The organism is Marinobacterium weihaiense, from assembly GCF_019061305.1.
Lineage (GTDB): Bacteria > Pseudomonadota > Gammaproteobacteria > Pseudomonadales > Balneatricaceae > Marinobacterium > Marinobacterium weihaiense.
The window spans coordinates 15,858-39,033 of sequence record NZ_JAHQZT010000015.1 but is presented as its reverse complement, the minus strand read 5'-3'; the positions used below and the strand labels follow the sequence as shown (position 1 = coordinate 39,033).

Genomic DNA, 23,176 nt, shown 5'->3' with positions numbered 1-23,176 from the left:
ACTTTTGTTGTGATCCGAGTAGACCAATGTCTAATTCAGGGGGATGGAGCGGCTTGGGTATAACCGTTCTATCCAACTCGCATACGCCGACACACCAATAACAATAGCGGCGTGAAAGGTATAACAACAAAACGCAAGTTAAGGGCATCACGATGAGTGAACAAAACGTATTTCCGGTCGATCCGGCTTTCGCGGCCAAGGCGCATATCGACAACGATAAGTATCTGGCCATGTATGAGCAGTCGGTTAACGATCCGGATACTTTCTGGGGTGAGCAGGGCAAGCGCCTGGATTGGTTCAAGCCGTACACCCGCGTCAAGAACACCACGTTTGATCCGCACAACGTCGACATCAAATGGTATGAAGACGGCGAGCTGAACGTCGCGCACAACTGTCTGGACCGTCATCTGGAAACCCGTGGCGATCAGGTGGCGATCATCTGGGAAGGCGACGATCCCAACGAAGATGAAAAAATCACTTACCGCGATTTGCATGCGCGTGTGTGCCGTTTTGCCAATGCGCTGAAGACCAAGGGCGTGCAGAAAGGCGACGTGGTCACCCTGTACATGCCGATGATCCCGGAAGCGGCCGTGGCCATGCTGGCCTGTGCCCGTATCGGTGCGGTTCACTCCATCGTCTTCGGCGGTTTCTCGCCGGAAGCGGTTGCGGCCCGTATCGAGGGCGCCAAGTCCAAGGTGGTGGTCACCTCCAACTATTCCCTGCGTGGCGGCAAGGCCGTACCGCTGAAAGAAAACGTCGACAAGGCGCTGGACAACCACGAAGCGGGCAATCTGATTGAAACTGTATTTGTGGTCAAGCGTGTCGAAAAAGAGGTGGCCTGGAACGACAGCCGCGATGTCTGGTTTGAAGAAGCGGTTGCCAATGAGCCCGCCGAGTGCCCGGCAGAGCCAATGAACGCCGAAGCGCCGCTGTTCATTCTGTACACCTCCGGTTCAACGGGTGCGCCCAAGGGCTTGGAGCACACCACCGGCGGCTATCTGGTGTACGCCTCCCTGACCCACGAAACTATCTTCGATTACCACGAAGGTGATGTGTACTGGTGTACGGCTGACGTGGGTTGGGTCACCGGCCACAGCTATATTGTTTACGGTCCGCTGGCCAATGGTGCCACCACGCTGATGTTTGAAGGCGTGCCGAGCTACCCGGACAACAGCCGTTTCGGCCGCGTGATCGAGAAACACAAGGTCAATCAGTTCTACACCGCGCCGACCGCCATCCGTGCCATGATGCAGCAGGGTGAAGACGTACTGGGTGATTCCGACCTGTCCAGCCTCAAACTGCTGGGCTCCGTGGGCGAGCCGATCAACCCGGAAGCCTGGAACTGGTACCACCGCGTTGTCGGTCAGGGCCGCTGCCCGATCGTGGATACCTGGTGGCAGACCGAAACCGGCGGCATCATGATCGTGCCGCTGCCGGGGGCAACTCCGAACAAGCCGGGCTCCGCATCCCGTCCGTTCTTCGGTGTACAGCCGGCGCTGCTGGATAACGAAGGCAAGGAGATCGAAGGTGCCGGTGAAGGCAACCTGGTGATCAAGGACTCCTGGCCGGGCCAGAGTCGCTCCATCTGGGGCGATCACGAGCGCTTCATCCAGACCTACTTCTCCAGCTTCAAGGGCGTGTACACCACCGGTGACGGCGCCCGTCGCGATGAAGATGGCTACTACTGGATCACCGGCCGTGTGGATGACGTAATCAACGTCTCCGGTCACCGTATGGGTACCGCCGAAGTGGAATCCGCGCTGGTGGCACACCCGGCGGTTGCCGAAGCGGCTGTAGTCGGTTACCCGCATGACCTCAAGGGTCAGGGTATTTACGTGTATGTGACCCTGCAGACCGGTTATGAGCAGTCTGACGAGTTGATGAAAGAGCTGCGCAGCTGGGTGCGTTCCGAGATCGGCCCGATCGCATCCCCTGATCTGATTCAGTTTGCACCGGGCATGCCGAAGACTCGCTCCGGCAAGATCATGCGCCGTATCCTGCGCAAGATCGCGGAAGACGATTTTGGTGCCCTGGGTGACACCTCTACCCTGGCGGACCCGAGTGTGGTTGATGATCTGATCGAGCACCGCATGAACCGCAAGGGCTAATTCGGTCGCTGCTACAAGTAAAACGCCGCTCGGCTGTGCTGAGCGGCGTTTTTTTGTGCGCAAAGTAGCGACAGGTAGGCGCGTGGTGGGGCTTTGTCGACAAAAGAGTGCTATTATTGCGCACCGGAAATCTCAATGTTCGCCACCTTCATGGACCCCCGGTCGGTCCTGAAGTACCAGGGAGATGATGTATGCAGCTGGCCCAGAAGATCATTATTGCGGATGACCATCCTCTTTTTCGCGCTGCCTTGCGTCAGGCAGTGACACAGGCGGTGCCTGGTGTTGAAATCGTGGAAGCGGATAGCCTGGCAGCGGTGCAGGAAGCTGTTGAACAGCATGGTGATGCCGATCTAGTACTGCTGGACATCCATATGCCCGGTACGCATGGTTTTTCCGGCCTGGTATTCCTGCGTGGCCAGCACCCGGGCATGCCGGTAGTAGTGGTATCCGGCAGTGAGGAAACGCATGTCATGAAACGTGCCATTGACTACGGCGCGTCCGGTTTCATTCCCAAGTCGGCCCCCCTGGAAACCATCTCTGAAGCGATCAGCATGGTGCTGGAAGGCGAGGAATGGCTGCCACAGGAATTGACCGACAACATGGATGAGGTCAGTGAAGAAGAGCAGCAGTTTGCGGCCGCACTGGCCTCACTGACACCACAGCAGTTCCGTGTGTTGACCATGCTCACCGAAGGGCTGCTCAACAAGCAGATCGCCTATGAGCTGAGCGTCTCTGAAGCGACCATCAAGGCACATGTCACCGCGATTCTGCGCAAGCTGGGTGTTCATAGCCGCACTCAGGCGGTGATAGCGGCCCAGCGTCTCGGTGTAGAACCGCCCAAAACCGAGGTCTGACGCGAGCAGGCGGCGCTGCCCTTGTCCACCGACCTTCCTGACTATCCGGGTACGGTGCGTGTTCCCGCGGTAGCTGCGTGAGAGCGCACTCTATACCCGATAGACCCTTCGTACAGGCCCGCTGAAAACGCCTCGTAACGGCCGTGTGAGCCGACACTGTGTGCCGGGTCACACGGCCGTGTTCTTACTGCCCAGACTGTTCCTTTTCGGCTCGGATATTGGCGATGATCTTGTTGATCATGGCGCGCAGCGCTGCCGGCTTCACCGGCTTGGTCAGCAGCTGAGCACCGGCCGCCTGAATTTCGTCGCGGACCTCATCGGTACGATCGGCCGTAATCACGATGGCCGGTGTAAAGTAGTCCGCATCAGCCGGCTGGCCTTCCAGCAAGGCCAGCTCATGCAGGGCCATGATGCCGGTATCGGTTTCGCCCAGATGGTAATCGGCCAGCACAATGTCCGGCACCCACGCGTGCTCGGCCAGCGTGGCCAGGGCTTCGTCGGCTGACAGGGCTGTCACGACTTCACAGGACCAGCCATTGAGCAGGGCTCCCATGCCTTCCAGAATCTTGGGCTCGTTGTCGATGACCAGTACCTTGATGCCATTGAGGCCCTTGCTGCGAATCCAGCCACGCTGCTTGGGGCGTGCCTTCTCCGCCTTGGCGGGGTCGCCCAGCGGCAGGGTGATGCTGAAGACGGTGCCACGGCCGGGCCAGGAACGGACTTTCAGCTGGTGGCCCAGCATACGCGCGATACGGTCGGTAATGGCCAGGCCCAGCCCCAGGCCCTTGACCTGGCTGTGCTTGGGATTGTCGATGCGCTTGAACTCCTCAAACACCTCTTGCAGCTTGTTTTCCGGAATACCGACACCGGTATCCCATACTTCCAGGCGCAGTTGTTTGCCCACCCGCCGGGCACCCATGAGCACGCGACCGGAGGCGGTATAGCGCATGGCGTTGGAGAGAAAGTTCTGCATGATACGGCGCAGCAGGGTTTGGTCGGAGTAGACCACCTGCCGGCAGTTGACGGTGTCGAATTTGAGTCCCTTGTCACGGGCCAGCAGGCTGAACTCGGTACTCAGCGGCTGGAACAGGCTTTCCAGCGAGAAGTGGGTCAGGACCGGCTCCAGCGCTCCTGCATCCAGCTTGGAGATATCCAGAATGGCGGTAATCAGTTCTTCAGCAGCTTTCAGCGAGCCATCCAGATTCTCCACCAGCTGGCTGGTGGACTCGCTATGGCTCTGCTGTGCCAGGGCCGAGGTGAATAGGCGGGCGGCATTCAGCGGCTGCAGCAGGTCGTGGCTGGCCGCAGCCAGGAAACGGGTCTTGCCGAAGTTGGCCGCTTCGGCATCCGACTTGGCCTGGCGCAGCTCATCTTCCATCAGGGCACGGATAGTGTTTTCCTTGCGCAGCTCCTTGTTGACCACGGACAGGGCATGGGTCCGTTCCCGGACACGCTGTTCGAGGTTTTCATTGGTTTCCTGTAGCGCTTGCTCGGCCTTGCGACGCTCGGTGATGTCCTGATACAGGGTAAAGTAGCCCAGCACATCACCGTACTCGCCAATATGAGGAATGTAGGTCACCTCGGCAAAGCGCTCGCGGCCATCACGGGGTGGCAGCTTGGTTTCAAAGCGCTGGCGCTCGCCTTTCAGCACTGCGTCAATATATTGTCGGCGATGTTCAAACTCGTAATGCGGCAGTACATCCAGCACTGAGGCCCCGGCAATGGTATGTCGGTCCAGGCCAAAGGCGTCCGCGTAAGCCTTGTTGATGAACAGGAAGCGCTTGTCCGGATCCAGATAGCCGATCAGGACCGGCACATTGTCGGTGTAGATACGGATGTTCTGCTCGCTTTCACGCAATGCCTCTTCCACCCGCTTGTGCTCGGTAATATCCATGTAGGTGTTGACGTAACCGCCATTGGGCATGGGGTTGCCGCGTACTTCCAGTACCGTGCCGTCGGGGCGGTGACGTTCATAGCTGTGTGGGGCACCGGTGCGAATTGATTCCAGTCGCATCTTGACCTGATATTCCACATCGCCCAGGCCGTATTCCCCCTTGATGGCGTTGTAACGGAACACTTCTTCGATGGGGCGCCCGACACAGATCAGGCCTTCGGGATAGTTGAACATTTCGATATAGGGCCGGTTCCAGGCCACCAGACGCATCTGCTGATCGACCACGCTGATGCCCAGGCTGATGTTTTCGATGGTGGATTGCAGCAGGGAGCGGTTGAACCTCAGTGCCTGCGAGGCTTCGTCCACGATGGTGACGACATCACCGATTTCCATTTCTTTGCCGCGTAGGGTGGAGTCCATCACAATGCGCGCCGACGAGGCGCCAATAGCACCGGCGAGCAGGCGCTCGGTATGCTGGATCAGCTCGGGCGAGGCTTTTTCGGCCGCCATGGGCGGACCATCCCCCTGACGGCGGCCGAAATTGCTGAAGGCCTGGCGGGTACGGGTCATGCCCAGGAAACGCTCGCTGAGCATCTGCAGGTCGCCCACGGTGACCTGACCGAAATGACGCGAGGGGTCGGCGATACCCTTGGCCGCAATATTCACGAAAGCACTGGCTTGGATGCGGTCGACCAGACGCTGATTGGCCAGGCGCGATACCAGCACGAATAGCAGAGTGTTGGTGCCCAAGCTCCAGAGAACGCCATGTGTCAGCGGGTCCAGGCCGGTCAAGCCAAACAGGCTGGTGGGGCTGAGCCAGGTATCGTTGCCGCTGAGCTGTGGTAGCCACTCAAACGGAATCAGGCGTGCCGAGTTGAGCGTCGGCACCACCAGAGTGTAGAGCCAGAGCAGGCAACCTGCGGCCAGGCCCGCCAGCACACCGTGTCGGGTGCCGCCTTTCCAGTAGATGCCGCCGATAATGGCCGGCAAAAACTGGATGGCGGCCACGAAGGCCAGCAGGCCAAACGAGGCTAGGGGTCCCTGTTCACCCAAAATGCGGTAGTAGAAGTAGCCCATCAGCAGCAAACAAAAAATGGTGATGCGACGTACGCGCAGCAGCAGGGCGCCCATATCCTTGGAGCGGTTCAGGTGCAGCCAAGAAATGCGGAACAGTAGCGGCATGACAATATCGTTGCAGACCATGGTGGCCAGGGTGATGCTGGCCACGATCACCATGCTGGTGGCTGCCGACAGGCCGCCGATGAAGGCCAGCGTGGCCAGCTTTTCTGAGCCGGCTTCCAGTGGCAGCATGAGCACGAAGGTGTCGGCATCCACCTGGCCGTCGGTGAAGGTGATCAGGCCGCCGGTGGCAATCGGTAACACGAACAGGGCCATCAGCAACAGATAGAGCGGAAACAGCCAGCGGGCGGTGAACAGGTTGCGGCGGCGGGTGTTTTCCACGATGCTGACATGGAACTGGCGCGGCAGGCAGATGGCGGCGGCGCAGGCGAGCACGATTTCGGTCAGAAAGCCGGCACTGAGGCGGGTATCGAAGTTGTCGTTGTAGCGCAGCTGCGCCTGGATTTGAAACGCCAGGTCGTCCATGCCGTCAAACAGGCCGAATACCACGAACAGACCAACCCCCACAAAAGCGGTCAGCTTTACCAGTGACTCGAAGGCCACGGCCAGCACCAGGCCCTCATGATGCTCGGTGGCATCAATGTGGCGGGTACCAAACAGAATGGCGAACACGGCCATCAGCAGAGCCACGAACAGGGCGGTATCACTGCCCTTGCTCAGCGCTTCTGTAGCCCCGGGCGCGAGGGCGTTGTAACTGATTGCCACGGCCTTGAGCTGCAGGGCGATGTAGGGAATGGTACCCATGACCGCGATCACCGTCACCAGCACGGCGAGGCTCTGGCTCTTGCCATAGCGCGAGGAGATGAAGTCGGCAATGGTGGTGATGTTCTGCTGCTTGCTGACCAGAAAGATCTTTTCGATGACCCGAATGGCCAGCAGGAACACGATCACGGGGCCCAGGTAAGTGGCCAGGAACTCCCAGCCGGTGGAGGCTGCACGTCCGACCGCACCATAAAAGGTCCAGCTCGAGCAGTACACGGCCAGCGATAGTGAGTACACCACCGGGTTGCCGGCCCATTGCTTGCCGGCACTGCTCTTGTCGCCGAAATAGGCGATGGCGAACAACAGCCCCAGGTAGGCAAGTGAAATCAGAATAATGGACCAGCCGGACAGCATAGGGCGTCTCTCACATCAGGTTCAGCGATACCATTCGAATTCAGCGGGCAGCCTTGGCTCGACATGGCGCGTGTCAGGGTAAAGCGGTTTCAGGTACTTGACTATTGTATTACATGAGCAGAGTCATGTTTTTGGCGCTTTATCATAATGCATTGATTCCTTTGAGTTATTTTAAATAACCTGAGCGAAGAACGCAGGCGTTCTACTAAAGTCGGGGCTTTTATTGCAACTCCTCTTTATGCAAGATCAAAGCGTATCTTCTCGGCTCCAATAACAAGAAAACGGAGAAACACCATGGCAGATAATAATTCAAAAGCTGCTCAGTACTGGTCGACGAATCTTCGTCTGATCCTGGGGAGCCTGGTCGTATGGGCCTTCGTGTCCTACGGCTGTGGCATCCTGTTCCGCCCCCTGTTGTCCGGTATTTCGGTAGGTGGCGCTGACCTTGGCTTCTGGTTCGCTCAACAGGGCGCGATTCTCAGCTTTATCGGCATCATTTTCTTCTATGCCTGGAGAATGAACAAGCTCGATAAAGAGATGGGCCTGGAGGAGTAAGCCATTATGAGTCAGTTTGCAATTAACCTGATTTTCGTCGGCGCATCTTTTGCGCTTTACTTCGGCATCGCCATTTGGGCGCGTGCCGGTTCTACCAAAGAGTTCTACGTGGCAGGCGGGGGGGTTCACCCGGTTGCCAACGGTATGGCCACCGCTGCGGACTGGATGTCTGCCGCGTCTTTTATTTCCATGGCAGGTCTGCTGTCTGCCGGTTATGTCAACTCCTCCTTCCTGATGGGCTGGACCGGTGGCTACGTGCTGCTGGCAATGCTGTTGGCGCCTTACTTGCGCAAATTTGGCAAGTTTACCGTGCCTGACTTTATCGGCGACCGCTTTTACAGCAAGGGCGCGCGTTTGGTTGCGGTCATCTGTTTGATCGTGGCATCCATCACCTACGTTATCGGTCAGATGGCCGGTGCTGGCGTGGCCTTTGCCCGCTTCCTGGAAGTCAGCAATACTGCCGGCATCTGGATTGCGGCTGGTGTCGTATTCTTCTACGCCGTGTTCGGTGGTATGAAAGGCATCACCTACACTCAGGTAGCGCAGTACGTGGTTCTGATCGTGGCGTACACCATTCCGGCGGTCTTTATCTCCTTCCAGCTGACCGGCAACCCGCTACCGATGTTCGGCATGTTCGGTGAATATACGGCTGACGGTGCGGCCAATGCGGTTCCGCTGTTGGAAAAACTGGACCTGGTCGTGCGTGACCTTGGCTTCCGCGACTATACCGCTGATGTCGACAACAAGCTCAATATGGTGCTGTTCACCCTGTCGCTGATGATCGGTACGGCGGGTCTGCCGCACGTTATCATCCGTTTCTTCACTGTACCGAAGGTAGCGGATGCGCGCTGGTCTGCCGGCTGGGCGCTGATCTTCATTGCCCTGTTGTACCTGACGGCTCCGGCGGTTGCCTCCATGGCACGTCTGAACCTGATCAAGACCGTTTATCCGAATGGCACTGAGCAGCAGTCACTGGCATATGCCGAGCGTCCGAGCTGGATCCAGACCTGGGAAGAAACCGGCCTGATCACGTTCGAAGACAAGAACAACGACGGCCGTATCCAGATGTACAACGACAAGAACGAGGACTTTACGGCAACCGCTCAGGCGCGCGGCTGGAATGGTTCTGAGCTCAATGTCAACAATGACATCCTGGTACTGGCGAACCCTGAAATCGCACAGCTGCCTTCCTGGGTTATCGGTCTGATTGCGGCCGGTGGTATCGCGGCGGCACTGTCGACTGCAGCGGGTCTGCTGCTGGCGATCTCCTCTGCGGTTTCGCATGACCTGATCAAGACCATGATCAACCCGAACATTACCGAGAAAGGTGAGCTGACGGCTGCCCGTGTGTCCATGGCCGTGGCTATCCTGGTGGCGACCTGGCTGGGGCTTAATCCGCCGGGCTTCGCGGCCCAGACCGTGGCCCTGGCCTTCGGTATCGCGGGTGCGTCCATCTTCCCGGCACTGATGATGGGTATCTTCTCCAAGCGTGTTAACAACAAGGGTGCGGTTGCCGGTATGGTTGCCGGTCTGGCGGCAACGCTGCTGTACATCTTCACCTTCCTGGGCTGGTTCTTCATTCCGGGTACCAACATGCTGGCGAACACGCCTGACAACTGGATTCTGGGCATCTCTCCGCTGTCCTTCGGCGCCATCGGTGCGATGATCAACTTCGCGGTTGCCTTCATCGTCTCCAATGCGACTGAAGAGCCGCCGGTCGAGATTCAGGAACTGGTCGAAAGCGTCCGTTACCCGAAGGGTGCTGGCGCTGCCGTTGATCACTGAGTCATAATGTTGCCCGATAACGGACCTCGGTCTGACAAGGGTTGATCCAAAATCGGGCTTCCAATTGGAAGCCCGACTTTTTTCAGGAAGGGTATATATGATCTGGAACCTGGTAGCGACTGTATTTGCCGGCCTGGGGGCCGCCGGGATCGCATTGATTCTGCGCCTGCTCAGCGGCAAGAAACTGCCCAAATGGATTATTCCGGTATTTGCCGGTCTTGGTATGCTGGCGTACCAGATCTATACCGAATACACCTGGTATGAATTCAAGCGCTCGCAGTTGCCGGCCGGGGCCGAAGTGGTTGCAACCGAGACTGACAGCATGATCTGGCGTCCCTGGACCTACCTCAAGCCGATGACCGTAGCGTTTACCGTGGTGGATACCGGTTCGGTCAGTGACCAGATGGTCGAAGGTGATCGGGTGGTGGAATTCGTACGCTATCGGTTCGAGAAGGCCTATGTGGATCAGGTGCAGCCGCACCGTCAGCTGCTGAACTGCGCCTCGCGCGAAATGGTTGAACTGAACGAAGAGGCTCAGCCGCAGCTGAACAGTTTGCAGACGCTTTCCAAGGTCGATGCCCTGTATCAGCACTTGTGTCGTTGACTCTTTCGGCGTGAAATGCTCCGACTAAAGTCGGGGCATCATTACCATCAACGGTTTGTTAGATTCAGATAAACCCCAGTGTTTCACCTGAAATAACAACAATAGGATGGTGTCATGTCTGTGCAAAATGAAAGCGCGCGTTCGTATTGGCGCGAAAATATCAGGATCATCATGACCTATATGGTGATCTGGTTTGCAGCCTCCTATGGCTGCGGCATTCTGTTTGTTGAAGAACTCGATCAGATCCAGTTCTTTGGCTTCCCTCTCGGTTTCTGGTTTGCCCAGCAGGGCGCAATCTACATCTTCATCGGCCTGATCTGGGCGTATGTGTTCAGCATGAACCGGCTGGACGAAAAATACGACGTGCACGAATAACAATAACAAGTTAAGGATGGCTTCGTTATGAGTCTTGATCTGCTCACCTATATCTTTATCGGTGGCTCTTTTGCACTTTATATCGGCATTGCCATCTGGGCACGTGCCGGATCAACCAAAGAATTCTATGTTGCCGGTGGCGGTGTGCCGCCGGTCGCCAATGGCATGGCAACTGCAGCAGACTGGATGTCAGCGGCTTCATTCATTTCCCTGGCGGGGATCGTATCCTTCATCGGCCGTGACGGTGCCGCTTACCTGATGGGCTGGACCGGTGGCTACGTGTTGCTGGCGATGCTGCTGGCGCCCTATTTGCGCAAGTTCGGCAAATTTACCGTGCCCGATTTTGTCGGTGACCGTTACTACTCCAGTACGGCGCGTACCATTGCCGTCATCTGCACCATCGTTATTTCTTTTACCTATGTGGCCGGGCAGATGCGTGGCGTGGGGATCGTGTTCTCCCGCTACCTTCACGTCGACATTGAAACCGGTGTCGTCGTGGGCATGGTTATCGTGTTTTTCTACGCGGTTCTGGGCGGCATGAAAGGTATTACCTACACTCAGGTGGCCCAGTATTGTGTGCTGATACTGGCATTCATGGTGCCAGCGATCTTCCTGTCCATGCAGGTGACCGGACATTTTCTGCCCCAGACCGGGCTGGGGGCGACGCTGGACAGCGGTAAATCGGTGTTGACCACGCTGAATGAACTGTCGGTGGAGCTGGGCTTTGCCGAATATACTCAGGGCAACAAGACGACGATCGACATGTTTTTCATGACTGCGGCGCTGATGTGCGGTACCGCGGGTCTTCCGCACGTAATCGTGCGCTTCTTCACCGTACCACGCGTCAAGGATGCGCGTGTCTCTGCAGGCTGGGCACTGATTTTCATTGCCATTCTGTACACTACGGTGCCTGCTGTAGCCGGTTTTGGTCGCGTCAACCTGATCGAGACCATCAATGGTCAGGATAACACCGGTGTCGAGTACACGCAGATGCCGGCCTGGTTCAAGAATTGGGAAGAGTCCGGCTTGATTGCATGGACTGACAAGAACGGTGACGGCAAGGTGTTCTACTCGGCCGGTAACGCTTTCGAGAATGGCAAACCGAGCTTTATTGAAGGTACGGGCGATCACGGCGAGCGGCTGACAGCCAACCCCACGGCCAATAGCAGTGAGGTCTATGTCGACCGCGATATCATGGTGTTGGCCAATCCGGAAATTGCCAATCTGCCGGACTGGGTGATTGCGCTGGTGGCTGCCGGTGCGGTGGCGGCGGCGCTGTCGACGGCGGCGGGGCTGCTGCTGGTGATTTCGACCTCGATTGCTCATGACCTGATGAAAAAGACTATCAATCCGAACATCACCGACAAGCAGGAGCTGCGTTACGCACGCCTGGCAGCGATCGTGGCGATCATTATCGCCGGCTATTTCGGCATTAACCCGCCCGGGTTCGTGGCTCAGGTGGTGGCGCTGGCCTTTGGTCTGGCGGCCTCATCAGTCTTCCCGGTGATCATCATGGGCATCTTCAGCACCCGCATGAACACTCAGGGAGCTGTGGCCGGCATGATTGTGGGGCTGGTGAGTACCATTGCCTATATTGTCTACTTCAAGTTCATGGGCGGTACGGCTGACCAGTGGTTCTTCGGCATCTCGCCGGAAGGCTTCGGTACTGTCGGCATGATTCTGAACTTTGTCGTGGCCATGACCGTGGCGACACTGACGCCGGCACCGCCACAGGAGATTCAGCACATTATCGAGGACATTCGCATTCCGCGCGGGGCGGCTGAAGCCCAAGTGCATTGAACTGCGGTTTTCAGGAGGCGGGGGCCACAGCGACAGTTTCCGGTCGCCCGCCTGACTCTGACCCCGACACGTTTCGGAGGGCATGCCCATGCCAAACTCCTTTAAAATGGACAACATCCCGTTCAGCTTGCTGAACGACGGCGAGCAGCAGTTGCTGCGTGATCATCTCGATATCGCCTATTTCCAACGTGGTGAAACCGTCATTGCCGCCGGCGACGTGCCCGAAGGGGTCTACGTCATCCTGAAAGGGCGAGTTGGAGAAAGTGAAGCGCTTGAGGCCGGCGCTGATGCGCCGCAGCAGATCTTCGTCCATTACCAGAATGAAGATTACTTTGGTGGCTGGTCTGCCCTGCGTGGCAAAGCGATCCACAACTTTGTGGCCGAAGAAGAAACTATCTGCCATATCCTGCCGACACGCACGCTGCTGGACCTGATGGCCAGCAATGCCCAGTTTGCGGACTACTTTCAACAGAACCTGGCGGTCAAGCAGCAGATTGTGGCTCAGCATGGCAGCAATCAGGATATGGCCGAGTTCATGTTGGCACGCATTACGGATGCCGCCGTGCGTGACCCACTGGTCGTCGAGCAGGGGACCAGTATTCGTGAGGCGACCGAGCTAATGCGGCAGCACAAGGCAGACTGTGTCCTGGCGCGCAAAGGGGGGCGTCTGGGGATGGTGACCGGGACTGACCTGCTGGATGCCGTGGTGCTGAACCAACGGCCGCTGGATACTGATGTGTCCGATATCGCCAGCTATCGCCTTGTCAGCATCGACCATGAAGACTATCTGTTCAATGCTCTGGTCACCATGACGCAGCAGCAGATCGAGCGCGTGGTGGTCACGGCTGGCCAGGAGATGGTGGGCGTGGTCGAGCTGACTGATGTGCTGAGTTATTTCTCCAGCCATTCCCATGTGATTGGTCTACGCATCGAACGGGCAGACAGTATCGACCAGCTGCGCGAAGCGGCTCAGGGGTTGAACGAGCTGATCAAGGCGCTGATCTCGACCGGCGTCAAGATTCGCTTCACCATGGACTTGCTGGCCGCGATGAACGGACGCATCATTTCCAAGCTGTTTGATCTCATCATCCCGGCGGACATGCAGCCCCATGTCTGCCTGATCGTGATGGGGTCTGAAGGGCGTGCCGAGCAGATCATGAAAACCGACCAGGACAATGCCCTTATCTTCCGTGACAACCTCAGTTGGCCGGGCATGCAGGCCTGCATGGACCGATTCAGCCAGACGCTGATTTCCTTTGGCTTCCCGCCCTGTCCTGGCCGGATCATGGTCTCCAACCCGGAATGGGTCAATTCGGTCGGCGACTGGACCCAGCGCCTGAGTGACTGGGCGGCGACCTGTGACGGCACGGCGCTGATGCAGCTGGCCATCGCGGTTGATGCCAAACCGGTGGCCGGCAACGAGGCCTTGTTCAAGGTGGCGCGTAACTGGTTCCTGCGCCATCTGCGCAACAACGATGTGTTTTTTTCCCACTTCGCGCGGGCCGCTGTCGAATTCGATACGCCGCTGACCTTCTTTGGCAACCTCAAGGACCGGGGGCAGCTGGATATCAAGAAAGGGGGTATCTTCCCCATTGTGCATGGCGTGCGTACGCTGGCACTGGAGCACCGTATCCTCAAGACCAACACCTTTCAGCGTATCGAAATGCTGGTTGAGCAGGGCACCATGCAGGAGCAACACGGCAAGGACATGAGTGAGGCATTGGCGCTGTTCATTCAATTGCGTCTGCGCCAGCAGATCCGCCGCGCCGAAGAGGCCGAGGATGGATTGGACCCGACACCCAATCAGATCGATCTGCAACAGCTGAACAAGCTGGAGCGTGACCTGTTGCGTGATGCCCTCCATGTCGTCAAAGGGTTCAAGAAACATCTGGCACAGCGTTACCATCTGGGAGGGTAAGCAGCGATGATCATCCCGCGCTCGATACGGCGCCTGAAAGAAAAACGCGAACATCGCGAGGGCCCCTGGGCTCACCTGTTCGAAAGCTATAAGGGCGACGAGCTGGTGTCGCTGGACTGCGAGACCACCAGTCTGGACGTTAAAAAAGCCGAGATTCTGTCCATCGGCGCGGTACGCATCAAGGGGCGCAAGGTGATTACCAGCGAGCGCCTCGATCTGAAACTCAAGCCGCCTGCTAGTCTCAGCGGTGATTCGATCAAGATTCACAAGATCCGTGCCAGTGACTTGGCGGACGGCATCGAACTGGAAGATGCGCTGGAGCAGGTGCTGGCATTTATCGGCAACCGTCCAGTTTTGGGGTATTACGTCAACTTCGATATACGCATGTTGGATAAATTCATCCGTCCGCGCTACGGCTTTGGTTTGCCCAACAAGGCGGTCGAGCTGTCCCATGTCTATCATGACATCATCAAGTGGAAGCATGTAGGCGGCGATGTGGATCTGCGCTTTGATACCATTGCCGGCAAACTGGATATTCCCATGCTGGAACGTCATACTGCGCTCGGCGATGCCATCACAGTGGCGTTGATGTACGTGCGTTTGAAATACGGCGAGACGCCTCGTACCAGTTACTGACAGCATGCGAGACTCAGATGACCGAAAAAAGCGGGCTTAATGGCCCGCTTTTTGCTTGGTACTGGTTAGGAGGTGACCAGGCACCCGTAATACGTCAGTATATTGTCGGCTTGAAACGCTCTATGCTTGATGCAAAAGGGCCAGTCTCTATAATGTCAAAAAATTGCCGCAGGAGGTGGAACGCATGGTTGAGCGTGCTGATATCAACAGCCTGCTGTCCCAGATGCGCTCGATTCGAACCGAGATGCAGCAGGGTATAACACCCGTCGCCCAGCCGGATTTTGCTGCGCCGGGGATCAGCAAGACCGAAAGTGCCGGTTTTGCTGATCTGCTCAAGAATGCCGTGGACAAGGTCAATGAACACCAGTCGGAAGCATCCCGGCTGAGAACCGCTTATGAGCAGGGCGATCCGTCCGTGGATCTGCCACAGGTCATGATTCAGGCGCAAAAAGCGTCAGTATCCTTTCAGGCCATGACACAGGTACGCAATCGCCTGGTCACTGCCTATGAAGATGTAATGAAAATGCCGATTTAAGGCAGTTAACGGTTAAGGGTTGAATGGATAACACGGCAGCACAGGTCAGCAGCAAAGGCAGCCTCATGTCCGGCTTCAATAGCTTGGGCATCCTGCGTCAGCTTGGCCTGATGGTCGGGTTGGCGGCCAGTATTGCCATCGGCTTTGCCGTGGTGCTCTGGTCTCAGAAGCCGGATTACCGGGTGCTGTTCTCCAACCTTAACTTTGCTGATGCCAATGAGGTTATCGAGCAGCTGCGTCTGTACAGTGTGCCCTACAAGTTTGATGCCGACGGCCGAGCTATTCTGGTGCCGGAAGAGCATGTTCATCAGGCTCGCCTGAAACTGGCGGCCGAAGGCTTTACTTCCGATAAGACGGTCGGCTTTGAACTGCTGGAAAAAGAGCAGGGCCTGGGCACCAGTCAGTTCATGGAAAACGCCCGCTTTCGGCGTGGGCTAGAAGGTGAGTTGGCACGCACCATCAGTAGTGTGTTGGCGGTGCGCTCGGCGCGAGTGCATTTGGCCTTGCCCAAGGAGTCCGTATTTGTTCGTGATCAGCGCAAACCGCGTGCGTCGGTGTTTATCGAGATGTTCTCCGGACGTTCACTGGAGCGTGACCAAGTCGCCGCCATTGCCAATCTGGTGGCGTCGAGTATTCCGGAGCTGGCTGTTGAAGATGTAACGGTTGTCGACCAAAAAGGTCGCCTGCTCAACACCCGTGACCAGGATGAAGATGTGGTGCTGGCTGCCAAGCAGCTGGAGTACACGCGCAAGATCGAGCAGACCCTGCTCAATCGCGTCAACAGTATCTTGCAGCCGGTTGTGGGGCTGGGCAACTTCCGGGCCGAAGTGTCCACCGATATCGACTTCACCGAAGTGGAGCAGGCCGACGAAATTTACAACCCGGACTTGCCCGCGCTGCGCAGCGAAAAAACCATGGAGGAAAAGCGTGCATCCGGCGCGCAGCCACGCGGTGTGCCGGGGGCGTTATCCAATCAGCCACCGGGCCCCAATGCGGTGCCGGAAGACGTTGATGGGGAAGGGAGTGCTCTGGCTCAGGCTTCCAGTGGTTCCAGCCGGGAGCAGGCGGTGCGCAATTATGAGCTGGACCGTACCCTCAGCTACACCCGTCACCAAACCGGCGTGGTTAAGCGTCTGAGTGTTGCCGTGGTAGTGGATGACCTGGCCGGTACTAACCCTGAAACCGGCGAGAGCGAACGCAGGCCCTGGACCGAAAATGACCTGGAACGCTTGCAGGTGCTGGTACGCAACGCGGTAGGCTACTCCGCCGTGCGGGGTGACAGTGTGACCGTGATCAATTCGCCGTTCGTGCCGGCGGAACCCGTTGACATGACCGAGCCAGCCCTGTGGGAGCAGGACTGGTTCTGGGATGTGATCAAACAGGTTATGGCAGGGCTGTTTGTGTTGCTGCTGATTCTGGGGGTGTTGCGCCCGATTCTGCGCAGTCTGGCGGATGCCGGCAGCAGCAAGGACGTCATGACCCTGGGTCCGGCCGGCGAGATTGCCGCCGATCTGGAGGGGCTTGAAGGCAGTGGCGTGGCGGATGATAAGGTTACGCTGGGGGGCAGCAGCGGCGACCGTGGCGTACTGCCGACGCCCAATGAAAGCTTTGATTATCAGTTGAACGCTATTCGCAGCATGGTGGCGGAGGATCCGGAAAAAGTGGCCCAGGCCGTACGACAGTGGGTAATCGATCATGACCGATGAAAGTGAACTCACGGATATCCAGAAAGCCGCCATCTTGCTCATCAGCCTTGGCGAGTCCGATGCGGCCGAGATTCTCAAGCACTTGGGCCCCAAGGAGGTGCAACGGATCGGCGAGGCCATGACCCAGCTGGACAACGTGCCCCAGTCGCGCGTGGAGAGTGTGGTGGCCGACTTCATGAACGTGGTCAGTGACCAGACCGGTATCGGTATCAACAATGACCGCTATATCCGCGCCATGCTCAATCAGGCGTTGGGCGAAGAGAAAGCCAAGACGCTTATCGACCGTATCCTGTTCAGCACCAACACCTCGGGGCTGGATACTCTGCGCTGGATGGATGCCCGTCAGGTGGCCGAAGCCCTGCGCTACGAGCACCCCCAGATTCAGGCGGTGGTGATCGCCTATCTGGACTCGGACCAGGCCGCCGTGGTGCTGTCCTACTTCGATGAAAAGGTGCGCCTTGAAATTCTGATGCGTATCGCTGCACTGGACCGCATTCAGCCGCAGGCTCTGCAGGAGCTGAATGACATGTTCGAAAGTCAGTTCACCGGCAGCAAGGCGAGCCAGTCCCGTACCCTGGGTGGGGTACGTTCGGCCGCCAACATCATGAACTTCATGGAGTCCTCGCTGGAAGCCGAGATCATGGAGGGTATCCGTGACAATGACGAGGGTCTGGCCAGCGAGATCTCCGATCTGATGTTCGTGTTCGACAACCTGTCGGATGTGGATGACCGTGGCATTCAGGTTATTCTGCGTGAGGTATCCACCGACAGTCTGGTGCTGGCGCTGAAGGGGGCCGATACGTCGCTGCAGGAAAAAATCTTCAAGAATATGTCCAAGCGTGCAGCCGACCTGTTGCGTGACGACCTGGAAGCGAAGGGGCCGGTGCGCGTATCCGAAGTGGAAGATGCACAGAAGGAGATTTTGACCGTGGCACGTCGCCTGGCGGATGATGGCGAGATCGTGCTGGGTGGCTCCGGTGAAGAGATGATCTGATGAAGAGTGATGCTCCTGTTCGCATTCGTGCTGCTGATGCCGGTGTTGTCGAACGCTGGTTGCCCCCGGATGTGGGAGGGGAGGCACGGGTGGTACAGGCCTTGGCGCGCAAACCGCCCAGCCCGCTGGAAGAAGTGGATGTTTCCGTCGTGGAAGAGGAAATATTCGCCGAAAAATTGACGCTTTCCCAGTGGGAAGAGCTGTGCGAGGCCGCGCGCCAGGAGGGCTACACCGAGGGCCTGCGCCAGGGGCAGGAAGAGGGGCGCCAGCAGGGGTATGAAGCAGGTCATCAGCAGGGACTGGACGCCGGCCAAGCCGACATTACAGCACGCCTGCAGCAACTGGATGCTTTTTTAGAACAGTTGCAGGCACCGCTCGAATATCAGCGTGAAACCATTGAAGACAGCCTGATCCGTCTGGTGGTCGAGCTGGCCGAAGCCGCCGTCAAGGCGGAGCTGAGCGTCAACATCGAGCACTTGGCGCAGAGTGTGCGCGAAGCGCTGGCCCAGTTGCCCGAAGGCAGTGGTGAAGTGGTAATACAGGTGCACCCCACGCAACATGAGTCGTTAGTGCCGCTGCTGGAAACGGATAACATGAAGCTGGTGGCGGATGAGACCCTGACGCCGGGCAGTTGCCGGGTTGACAGCGGCACCTGCCGGGTCGACTATCAGGTAGAGCAGCGTTTCCGTCAGGTGGCCGACCAGCTGCTGGCGCGCCTGATCAAGACCCCTGATCCCGAAACGCCGGAATCCTGACCCACCATGGATATTCTTGTGCCGGACATGGATCTGCGCCTCAAGCGCTATCTGCACTGCCAATACGAGCCTCCGCGCCCGGAAGTCGAAGGGCGCGTGACGCGTTTGATCGGGTTGACCCTGGAAGCGGTGGGGCTGAAAGTGGCGCTGGGTGACTATTGCCTGGTGTCGTTGCAGGGCGAGGGCAGCGTTGAGGCTGAGGTGGTCGGTTTTGCCGGTGATCGTATCTATCTGATGCCGCTGGACAGCGTGGATGGTCTGGCGCCCGGTGCGGCCGTGCGGCCTCGGGTCGGTGCCAGCCTGGTACCTGTGGGCTTTGGGCTGCTGGGGCGTGTCATCGATGGCATAGGGCGACCACTGGATGGCAAGGGACCACTCAAGCCGGATGACATGGTGACCCTGCAGGGCGAAACCATCAACCCGCTGCATCGTCACCCGATTGAACAGACGCTGGATGTCGGTGTGCGTGCCATCAATGGCCTGCTGACGGTGGGGCGCGGCCAGCGTTTGGGTCTGTTTGCCGGCAGTGGCGTCGGCAAGTCCGTGTTGTTGGGTATGATGACGCGCTTTACCGAGGCGGAAATCACCGTGGTTGGGCTGATCGGTGAGCGTGGGCGAGAAGTGCGCGAATTCATTGATCACAGCCTGGGTGCTGAAGGTATGGCTCGCTCGGTGGTGGTGGCTGCACCGGCGGACGATTCGCCCCTGATGCGCTTGCGGGCCGCCCAGCTGACGACCCGCATCGCCGAGTACTTCCGTGCCCAGGGCAAGAATGTGCTGTTGTTGATGGATTCTCTGACCCGCTATGCCCAGGCTCAACGCGAGATTGCACTGGCGGTGGGTGAGCCGCCAGCCACCAAGGGGTATCCGCCGTCGGTCTTTGCCAAGTTGCCCAAACTGGTGGAGAGGGCCGGTAACGGCAGTACCGGCGGCGGTTCGATCACCGCCTTTTATACGGTGCTTACCGAAGGGGACGATCAGCAGGACCCGGTTGCGGACTCTGCCCGTGCCATTCTTGATGGCCATTTCGTACTATCACGTAGCTTGGCCGAACAGGGGCATTACCCGGCACTGGATATCGAGGCCTCGATCAGCCGTGCTATGCCGCAGATCGTGGATGCCAGCCAGCTTAACCTGGCGCTCCAGTTCAAGCGTCTGTATTCCCGTTATCAGCAGAACGCCGATTTGATCTCGGTGGGCGCTTATGTGCGCGGCAGTGATGCTGAAACCGACCGGGCCATCGATATGCTGCCGGCTATTCGCGCTTATCTACAGCAGGGCATGCATGAGCCCATGCCAATCAAGCGTTGCATGCAGGAGCTGGCAATGGTCATGTCACCGCCGCCGCAGCAGGCGCAGCCGACCCAGGCGCCGGGGCAGAATCTGCGCCGTACACCTTGAAGGAGGGTAGGTTCGTATGAGTAAACCGCGATCACAGCGGCTGGAAGTCGTGCTTGCCGTGGCCGAGCGCAAGCGGCGCGAGGCCGAACGCTTTCTGGCGGATGCGCGTCAGCGTGTCGGTCAGGGCGAGCAAGGGATTGTTCAGTTGCAGCAATACCTGAGCGAGTACCAGCAGCAGTTCACGCATACCGGCCGTCAGGGCGTTAGCATTGACGCGCTGCAGTCACGGCAGGCGTTCATGCAAAAGATCAGTCAGACCATGCATCAGCAGGAGCAGGCACTGCAACAGGCGCGCGATCAGTTGCAGCAGGTGCAGGCCTATTGGCAGCAGGCCTATGCCCGCGAAAAAGGCATCGAGAAGCTGGTGCACAAGGCGCGTGAAGAAGAGTTGCAGCAGCGCGAGCACAAGTTGCAACAGGAAATCGACGAGCGCTCCCAACACCTGCGCCCTCGCTATATATAGTTGCTGGCACTGTATTTGCATTGACAGATTGTCACCCCTCTGCAGGAGTCTGTCATGGCTATCAATCAATCGCTGCCCTCATCATCCTTGATGCTTAACATTGCACCGGCGCCAGCACCGGCGACGGGTACTTTGCCTGTGGCAACGGCACCGGCACCGGCACAGGCAGGCTTTCAGTTGCTGTTTCAGGGCTTGTTGCAGGCTCAGGGCGGCCGCATGCTGGCGGCAGGCGAGGGAAAGCCCTTGCCTCCAGGGGGCGAGCCCTTGCCGGAGGGGCTTGAGCTGGCCGAAGCCACAGTGGACGGCGGTGTGACCGGTGCAGCCATGTCGGCCCAGGTTCTGCCAGAACCTGTAACCGTTCAGGCCACCGAGGCTGGCGGGCGGTTGGTGCAGATATCAACGGCTATGCCTGCGCCTGCAGACGCAGCAGCGCCCGGAGTCAGCGCGAAACCGAACGGCGTTACATCGCCGGCCGGTAATGTCCCGGCTCAGGCAGCAGGGGGAGCCCCGGCACCAGCTGCGACCGTCACATCAGGCGCAGGCGCGCCATCTGTACCTCCCGCTGATACCAGGGAAAATGTGCAAGGAAGCAGGGCGGTGCAGCAGGCGGCGGTAATGCAGCCGACGCCACCGGATACACAGCCCTTGACTTCAACGACACCGGCCCGCCCCGGCGTCTCTGTCGAAGGGGCGACCACACCTGCCTCTCGGCCTCAAGCGAGCGCCTTGACCGGTATACAGGCTCCAGCGGGCGAATTGCCCGGCGGGCAGGTCGCTCAGATGACGGGGCGGGTGCCTGCACAAGTGGCTGCGGCTGCCAGTGCACCTCCCAGCCTGCCCACTACGGCGCCTGCATCCTTGCAGGCGGGTGGTGTTCCCTCGCCGTCTGAAGCCGAGGGCGTCACGTACCGGGCTCAGCCAGCGCCGCCATTGATGGCCGAGGCGCGCTCGGCGCCCGTGCCCGCCGGGCAGGCAGCGGCCACCGCTGCAGCAGTTCAGCCGGCTCCGGTAACGGTGTCGGCTGGGGGAGGGGCTACACCGCTATTGAATGGCGCGACCGAAATGGGGCAGCGTGTGCCGCCTTCGGCCGGGGTTGCCCCCCGTCCCGAGGCCAGCGTGGCAGCCGATGCTACCGATGATGGAATGGAGGTGCCGTCAGTGCAGGCGGGCAATGCCCTGCGCCAGGCGGCTGTGAGCAGTGCCCAGGGGAGTGAAGTCACCGACGTGAGCGGCGGGCGTGATGCCGCTTTGACCGCGCGACCGGATGCGGGACGAACGGATGCCTCCGCTGTCCGCACCCAGGCAGAAGCGGGGGCCGTGCGCGCCGAAGTCACGACGGCTGCTTTGAGAGCGGCAGCGGAGGCGGGTGAAGTCGGTGACGATGGCGGACAGCAGTCCCGTCAGGATGGGCAGAATGCAGCGGCGCAGTTGGCCGGTAGCTCACGCGGCAGTGTAGCGGCGTCAGTCACCACTCAGCCCGCCACTTTTGCCGAGCAGCTGCAGCAGCAGATGCAGCAGCAGCTGGGCGATCCTCGGTGGGGGCGGCAAATGGGCGAACGCGCCATCATGATGGCGCAGCATGGCCCGCGCAGCGCCCAGATTCAGCTTGATCCGCCAGAGTTGGGAGCCATGCAAATCCGCATCCATGTGCAGGGTCAGGACCAAGTCAGCGTTAGCTTCACCAGTGCTAACCCGATGGTACGTGATGCGCTGGAACAGCAGTTGCCGCGGCTGCGTGAAATGTTCTCCGACCAGGGGCTTAACCTGCAGGATTCGTCCGTTTCGGATGAGGCACGTCAGCATGGTTCGGATTCGCGTGACCGTGGCTCTGATAATGGTGGTGCAGGGCGCTATGCCGGCGGCGGTGATGCCGAGGACACAGACATGACGGTCATCAGTCAGGCCGCGTTGGGTCTGGTCGACTATTACGCCTGAGACTACAGCCGCAAAGGCAGTGTGGTATATTACTCGCCTGAATTGTAAGGATGCTGACTATCAGCGGAGGCATGAATGGCGGGCAATGAAACAGCCGAAGAGACACCGGCTGACGGCAAGGGCTCCAATAAAAAACTGATTATCATAATTGCACTGGTCGGCGTGTTGATGCTGGGCGGTGGTGCAGGTCTGACTTATTTTCTGCTGGCTCCGGGTGAGCAGGCGGCGGCCGGTGCGACTGCTGCCGAGCCGGTGCAGCAAGATGCGGTTTACACCAAGGTGCGTACACTGGAAGGCAAGCCATCCTTTGTAGTCACGCTGCAGTCCGAAGACAACAAGCGTCACTATCTGCAGGCGTTTGTCGAGGCCAAGAGTCGCAGCCCTGAAGTGGATGCCGCGCTGCAGCTGCATATGCCGCTGATTGTGGCGCGCCTCAATGCGCTGTTCAGCTCGCAGTCGTTTGAAGAGCTGCAAGGCATCGAGGGCAAGCGGGCGTTGCGTGCCGAGGCGACTGAACTGGTGCAGTCCATCATGCAGGAGAAGATCGGTCAGCCTGGCGTGGAAACCATCCTCTTCACCAACTTTGTCATGCAGTAAGGTAA

General features: G+C 58.7%; 18 protein-coding genes. 17 read left to right on the top strand and 1 reads right to left on the bottom strand.

Features of this window, described 5'->3' with window-relative positions:
• The first annotated feature begins 152 nt into the window (after positions 1-152).
• Both acs and KTN04_RS11865 read left to right on the top strand, forming a co-directional pair.
• On the top strand, positions 153-2,108 hold the full coding sequence (gene acs / locus KTN04_RS11870; protein WP_217335447.1) for an acetate--CoA ligase: 1,956 nt from the start codon (positions 153-155) through the stop codon (positions 2,106-2,108).
• A 191-nt stretch (positions 2,109-2,299) separates the two neighbouring features.
• On the top strand, positions 2,300-2,962 hold the full coding sequence (locus KTN04_RS11865) for a response regulator transcription factor (protein WP_217335446.1): 663 nt from the start codon (positions 2,300-2,302) through the stop codon (positions 2,960-2,962).
• Positions 2,963-3,146: 184 nt separating this feature from the next.
• On the opposite strand, the gene KTN04_RS11860 is transcribed toward KTN04_RS11865, so the two are convergent.
• The gene (locus KTN04_RS11860; RefSeq protein ID WP_217335445.1) at positions 3,147-7,112 is read right to left on the bottom strand and encodes a hybrid sensor histidine kinase/response regulator; all 3,966 of its coding nucleotides are present in this window, start codon (positions 7,110-7,112) and stop codon (positions 3,147-3,149) included.
• 294 nt (positions 7,113-7,406) lie between these two features.
• Between KTN04_RS11860 and KTN04_RS11855 the strand changes: the two genes are divergently transcribed.
• The 15 genes from KTN04_RS11855 (at position 7,407) to KTN04_RS11785 (ending at position 23,171) form a co-directional block, all read left to right on the top strand.
• A complete protein-coding gene (locus KTN04_RS11855; RefSeq protein WP_217335444.1) occupies positions 7,407-7,667 on the top strand; it encodes a DUF4212 domain-containing protein in 261 nt (86 codons plus the stop codon).
• 6 nt (positions 7,668-7,673) lie between these two features.
• Entirely contained in the window at positions 7,674-9,452 is a 1,779-nt protein-coding gene (locus KTN04_RS11850; protein WP_217335443.1) for a sodium:solute symporter family protein, read from the top strand.
• A gap of 97 nt (positions 9,453-9,549) precedes the next feature.
• The gene (locus tag KTN04_RS11845; RefSeq protein ID WP_217335442.1) at positions 9,550-10,056 is read left to right on the top strand and encodes a hypothetical protein; all 507 of its coding nucleotides are present in this window, start codon (positions 9,550-9,552) and stop codon (positions 10,054-10,056) included.
• Positions 10,057-10,170: 114 nt separating this feature from the next.
• Positions 10,171-10,431, top strand: coding sequence for a DUF4212 domain-containing protein (locus KTN04_RS11840; RefSeq protein WP_217335441.1), 261 nt, complete (start codon positions 10,171-10,173; stop codon positions 10,429-10,431).
• Positions 10,432-10,458: 27 nt separating this feature from the next.
• Positions 10,459-12,231, top strand: coding sequence for a sodium:solute symporter family protein (locus KTN04_RS11835; protein ID WP_217335440.1), 1,773 nt, complete (start codon positions 10,459-10,461; stop codon positions 12,229-12,231).
• An 88-nt stretch (positions 12,232-12,319) separates the two neighbouring features.
• Complete coding sequence (locus tag KTN04_RS11830; RefSeq protein WP_217335439.1) at positions 12,320-14,149, top strand: putative nucleotidyltransferase substrate binding domain-containing protein; 1,830 nt, start codon at positions 12,320-12,322, stop codon at positions 14,147-14,149.
• A 6-nt stretch (positions 14,150-14,155) separates the two neighbouring features.
• Positions 14,156-14,785, top strand: a complete 630-nt coding sequence (locus KTN04_RS11825; RefSeq protein ID WP_217335438.1) for a 3'-5' exonuclease — start codon at positions 14,156-14,158, stop codon at positions 14,783-14,785.
• A gap of 184 nt (positions 14,786-14,969) precedes the next feature.
• Entirely contained in the window at positions 14,970-15,320 is a 351-nt protein-coding gene (gene fliE / locus KTN04_RS11820) for a flagellar hook-basal body complex protein FliE (protein WP_217335437.1), read from the top strand.
• 23 nt (positions 15,321-15,343) lie between these two features.
• Entirely contained in the window at positions 15,344-17,026 is a 1,683-nt protein-coding gene (gene fliF / locus KTN04_RS11815) for a flagellar basal-body MS-ring/collar protein FliF (protein WP_217335436.1), read from the top strand.
• Positions 17,016-18,020, top strand: a complete 1,005-nt coding sequence (gene fliG, locus KTN04_RS11810) for a flagellar motor switch protein FliG (protein ID WP_217335435.1) — start codon at positions 17,016-17,018, stop codon at positions 18,018-18,020. The genes fliF and fliG overlap by 11 nt, the downstream gene beginning before the upstream one ends.
• Complete coding sequence (locus KTN04_RS11805) at positions 18,020-18,775, top strand: flagellar assembly protein FliH (RefSeq protein WP_217335434.1); 756 nt, start codon at positions 18,020-18,022, stop codon at positions 18,773-18,775. Before fliG ends, KTN04_RS11805 begins: the two co-directional genes overlap by 1 nt.
• Before the next feature lie 6 nt (positions 18,776-18,781).
• Positions 18,782-20,176 carry a flagellar protein export ATPase FliI gene (gene fliI / locus KTN04_RS11800; RefSeq protein ID WP_407659257.1) on the top strand — a complete coding sequence of 465 codons (1,395 nt, stop codon included), beginning with the start codon at positions 18,782-18,784 and terminating at the stop codon, positions 20,174-20,176.
• Positions 20,177-20,192: 16 nt separating this feature from the next.
• Positions 20,193-20,639 carry a flagellar export protein FliJ gene (gene fliJ / locus KTN04_RS11795; protein ID WP_217335433.1) on the top strand — a complete coding sequence of 149 codons (447 nt, stop codon included), beginning with the start codon at positions 20,193-20,195 and terminating at the stop codon, positions 20,637-20,639.
• Between the two features lie 54 nt (positions 20,640-20,693).
• Positions 20,694-22,574: a flagellar hook-length control protein FliK gene (locus KTN04_RS11790; protein WP_217335432.1), complete on the top strand. Its 1,881-nt coding sequence runs from the start codon at positions 20,694-20,696 to the stop codon at positions 22,572-22,574.
• 75 nt (positions 22,575-22,649) lie between these two features.
• Positions 22,650-23,171: a flagellar basal body-associated FliL family protein gene (locus tag KTN04_RS11785; protein WP_217335431.1), complete on the top strand. Its 522-nt coding sequence runs from the start codon at positions 22,650-22,652 to the stop codon at positions 23,169-23,171.
• The last annotated feature ends 5 nt before the right edge of the window (positions 23,172-23,176 follow it).

What these genes read in the sequence shown, in the direction of transcription:
- fliJ (WP_217335433.1), top strand. Translation starts at nt 20,193, where the DNA reads ATGAGTAAACCGCGATCACAGCGGCTGGAAGTCGTGCTTGCCGTGGCC.
- acs (WP_217335447.1), top strand. Translation starts at nt 153, where the DNA reads ATGAGTGAACAAAACGTATTTCCGGTCGATCCGGCTTTCGCGGCCAAG.
- KTN04_RS11790 (WP_217335432.1), top strand. Translation starts at nt 20,694, where the DNA reads ATGGCTATCAATCAATCGCTGCCCTCATCATCCTTGATGCTTAACATT.
- KTN04_RS11850 (WP_217335443.1), top strand. Translation starts at nt 7,674, where the DNA reads ATGAGTCAGTTTGCAATTAACCTGATTTTCGTCGGCGCATCTTTTGCG.
- KTN04_RS11845 (WP_217335442.1), top strand. Translation starts at nt 9,550, where the DNA reads ATGATCTGGAACCTGGTAGCGACTGTATTTGCCGGCCTGGGGGCCGCC.
- KTN04_RS11805 (WP_217335434.1), top strand. Translation starts at nt 18,020, where the DNA reads ATGAAGAGTGATGCTCCTGTTCGCATTCGTGCTGCTGATGCCGGTGTT.
- fliI (WP_407659257.1), top strand. Translation starts at nt 18,782, where the DNA reads ATGGATATTCTTGTGCCGGACATGGATCTGCGCCTCAAGCGCTATCTG.
- KTN04_RS11785 (WP_217335431.1), top strand. Translation starts at nt 22,650, where the DNA reads ATGGCGGGCAATGAAACAGCCGAAGAGACACCGGCTGACGGCAAGGGC.
- KTN04_RS11840 (WP_217335441.1), top strand. Translation starts at nt 10,171, where the DNA reads ATGTCTGTGCAAAATGAAAGCGCGCGTTCGTATTGGCGCGAAAATATC.
- fliF (WP_217335436.1), top strand. Translation starts at nt 15,344, where the DNA reads ATGGATAACACGGCAGCACAGGTCAGCAGCAAAGGCAGCCTCATGTCC.
- KTN04_RS11835 (WP_217335440.1), top strand. Translation starts at nt 10,459, where the DNA reads ATGAGTCTTGATCTGCTCACCTATATCTTTATCGGTGGCTCTTTTGCA.
- KTN04_RS11855 (WP_217335444.1), top strand. Translation starts at nt 7,407, where the DNA reads ATGGCAGATAATAATTCAAAAGCTGCTCAGTACTGGTCGACGAATCTT.
- fliE (WP_217335437.1), top strand. Translation starts at nt 14,970, where the DNA reads ATGGTTGAGCGTGCTGATATCAACAGCCTGCTGTCCCAGATGCGCTCG.
- fliG (WP_217335435.1), top strand. Translation starts at nt 17,016, where the DNA reads ATGACCGATGAAAGTGAACTCACGGATATCCAGAAAGCCGCCATCTTG.
- KTN04_RS11825 (WP_217335438.1), top strand. Translation starts at nt 14,156, where the DNA reads ATGATCATCCCGCGCTCGATACGGCGCCTGAAAGAAAAACGCGAACAT.
- KTN04_RS11860 (WP_217335445.1), bottom strand. Translation starts at nt 7,112, where the DNA reads ATGCTGTCCGGCTGGTCCATTATTCTGATTTCACTTGCCTACCTGGGG.
- KTN04_RS11865 (WP_217335446.1), top strand. Translation starts at nt 2,300, where the DNA reads ATGCAGCTGGCCCAGAAGATCATTATTGCGGATGACCATCCTCTTTTT.
- KTN04_RS11830 (WP_217335439.1), top strand. Translation starts at nt 12,320, where the DNA reads ATGCCAAACTCCTTTAAAATGGACAACATCCCGTTCAGCTTGCTGAAC.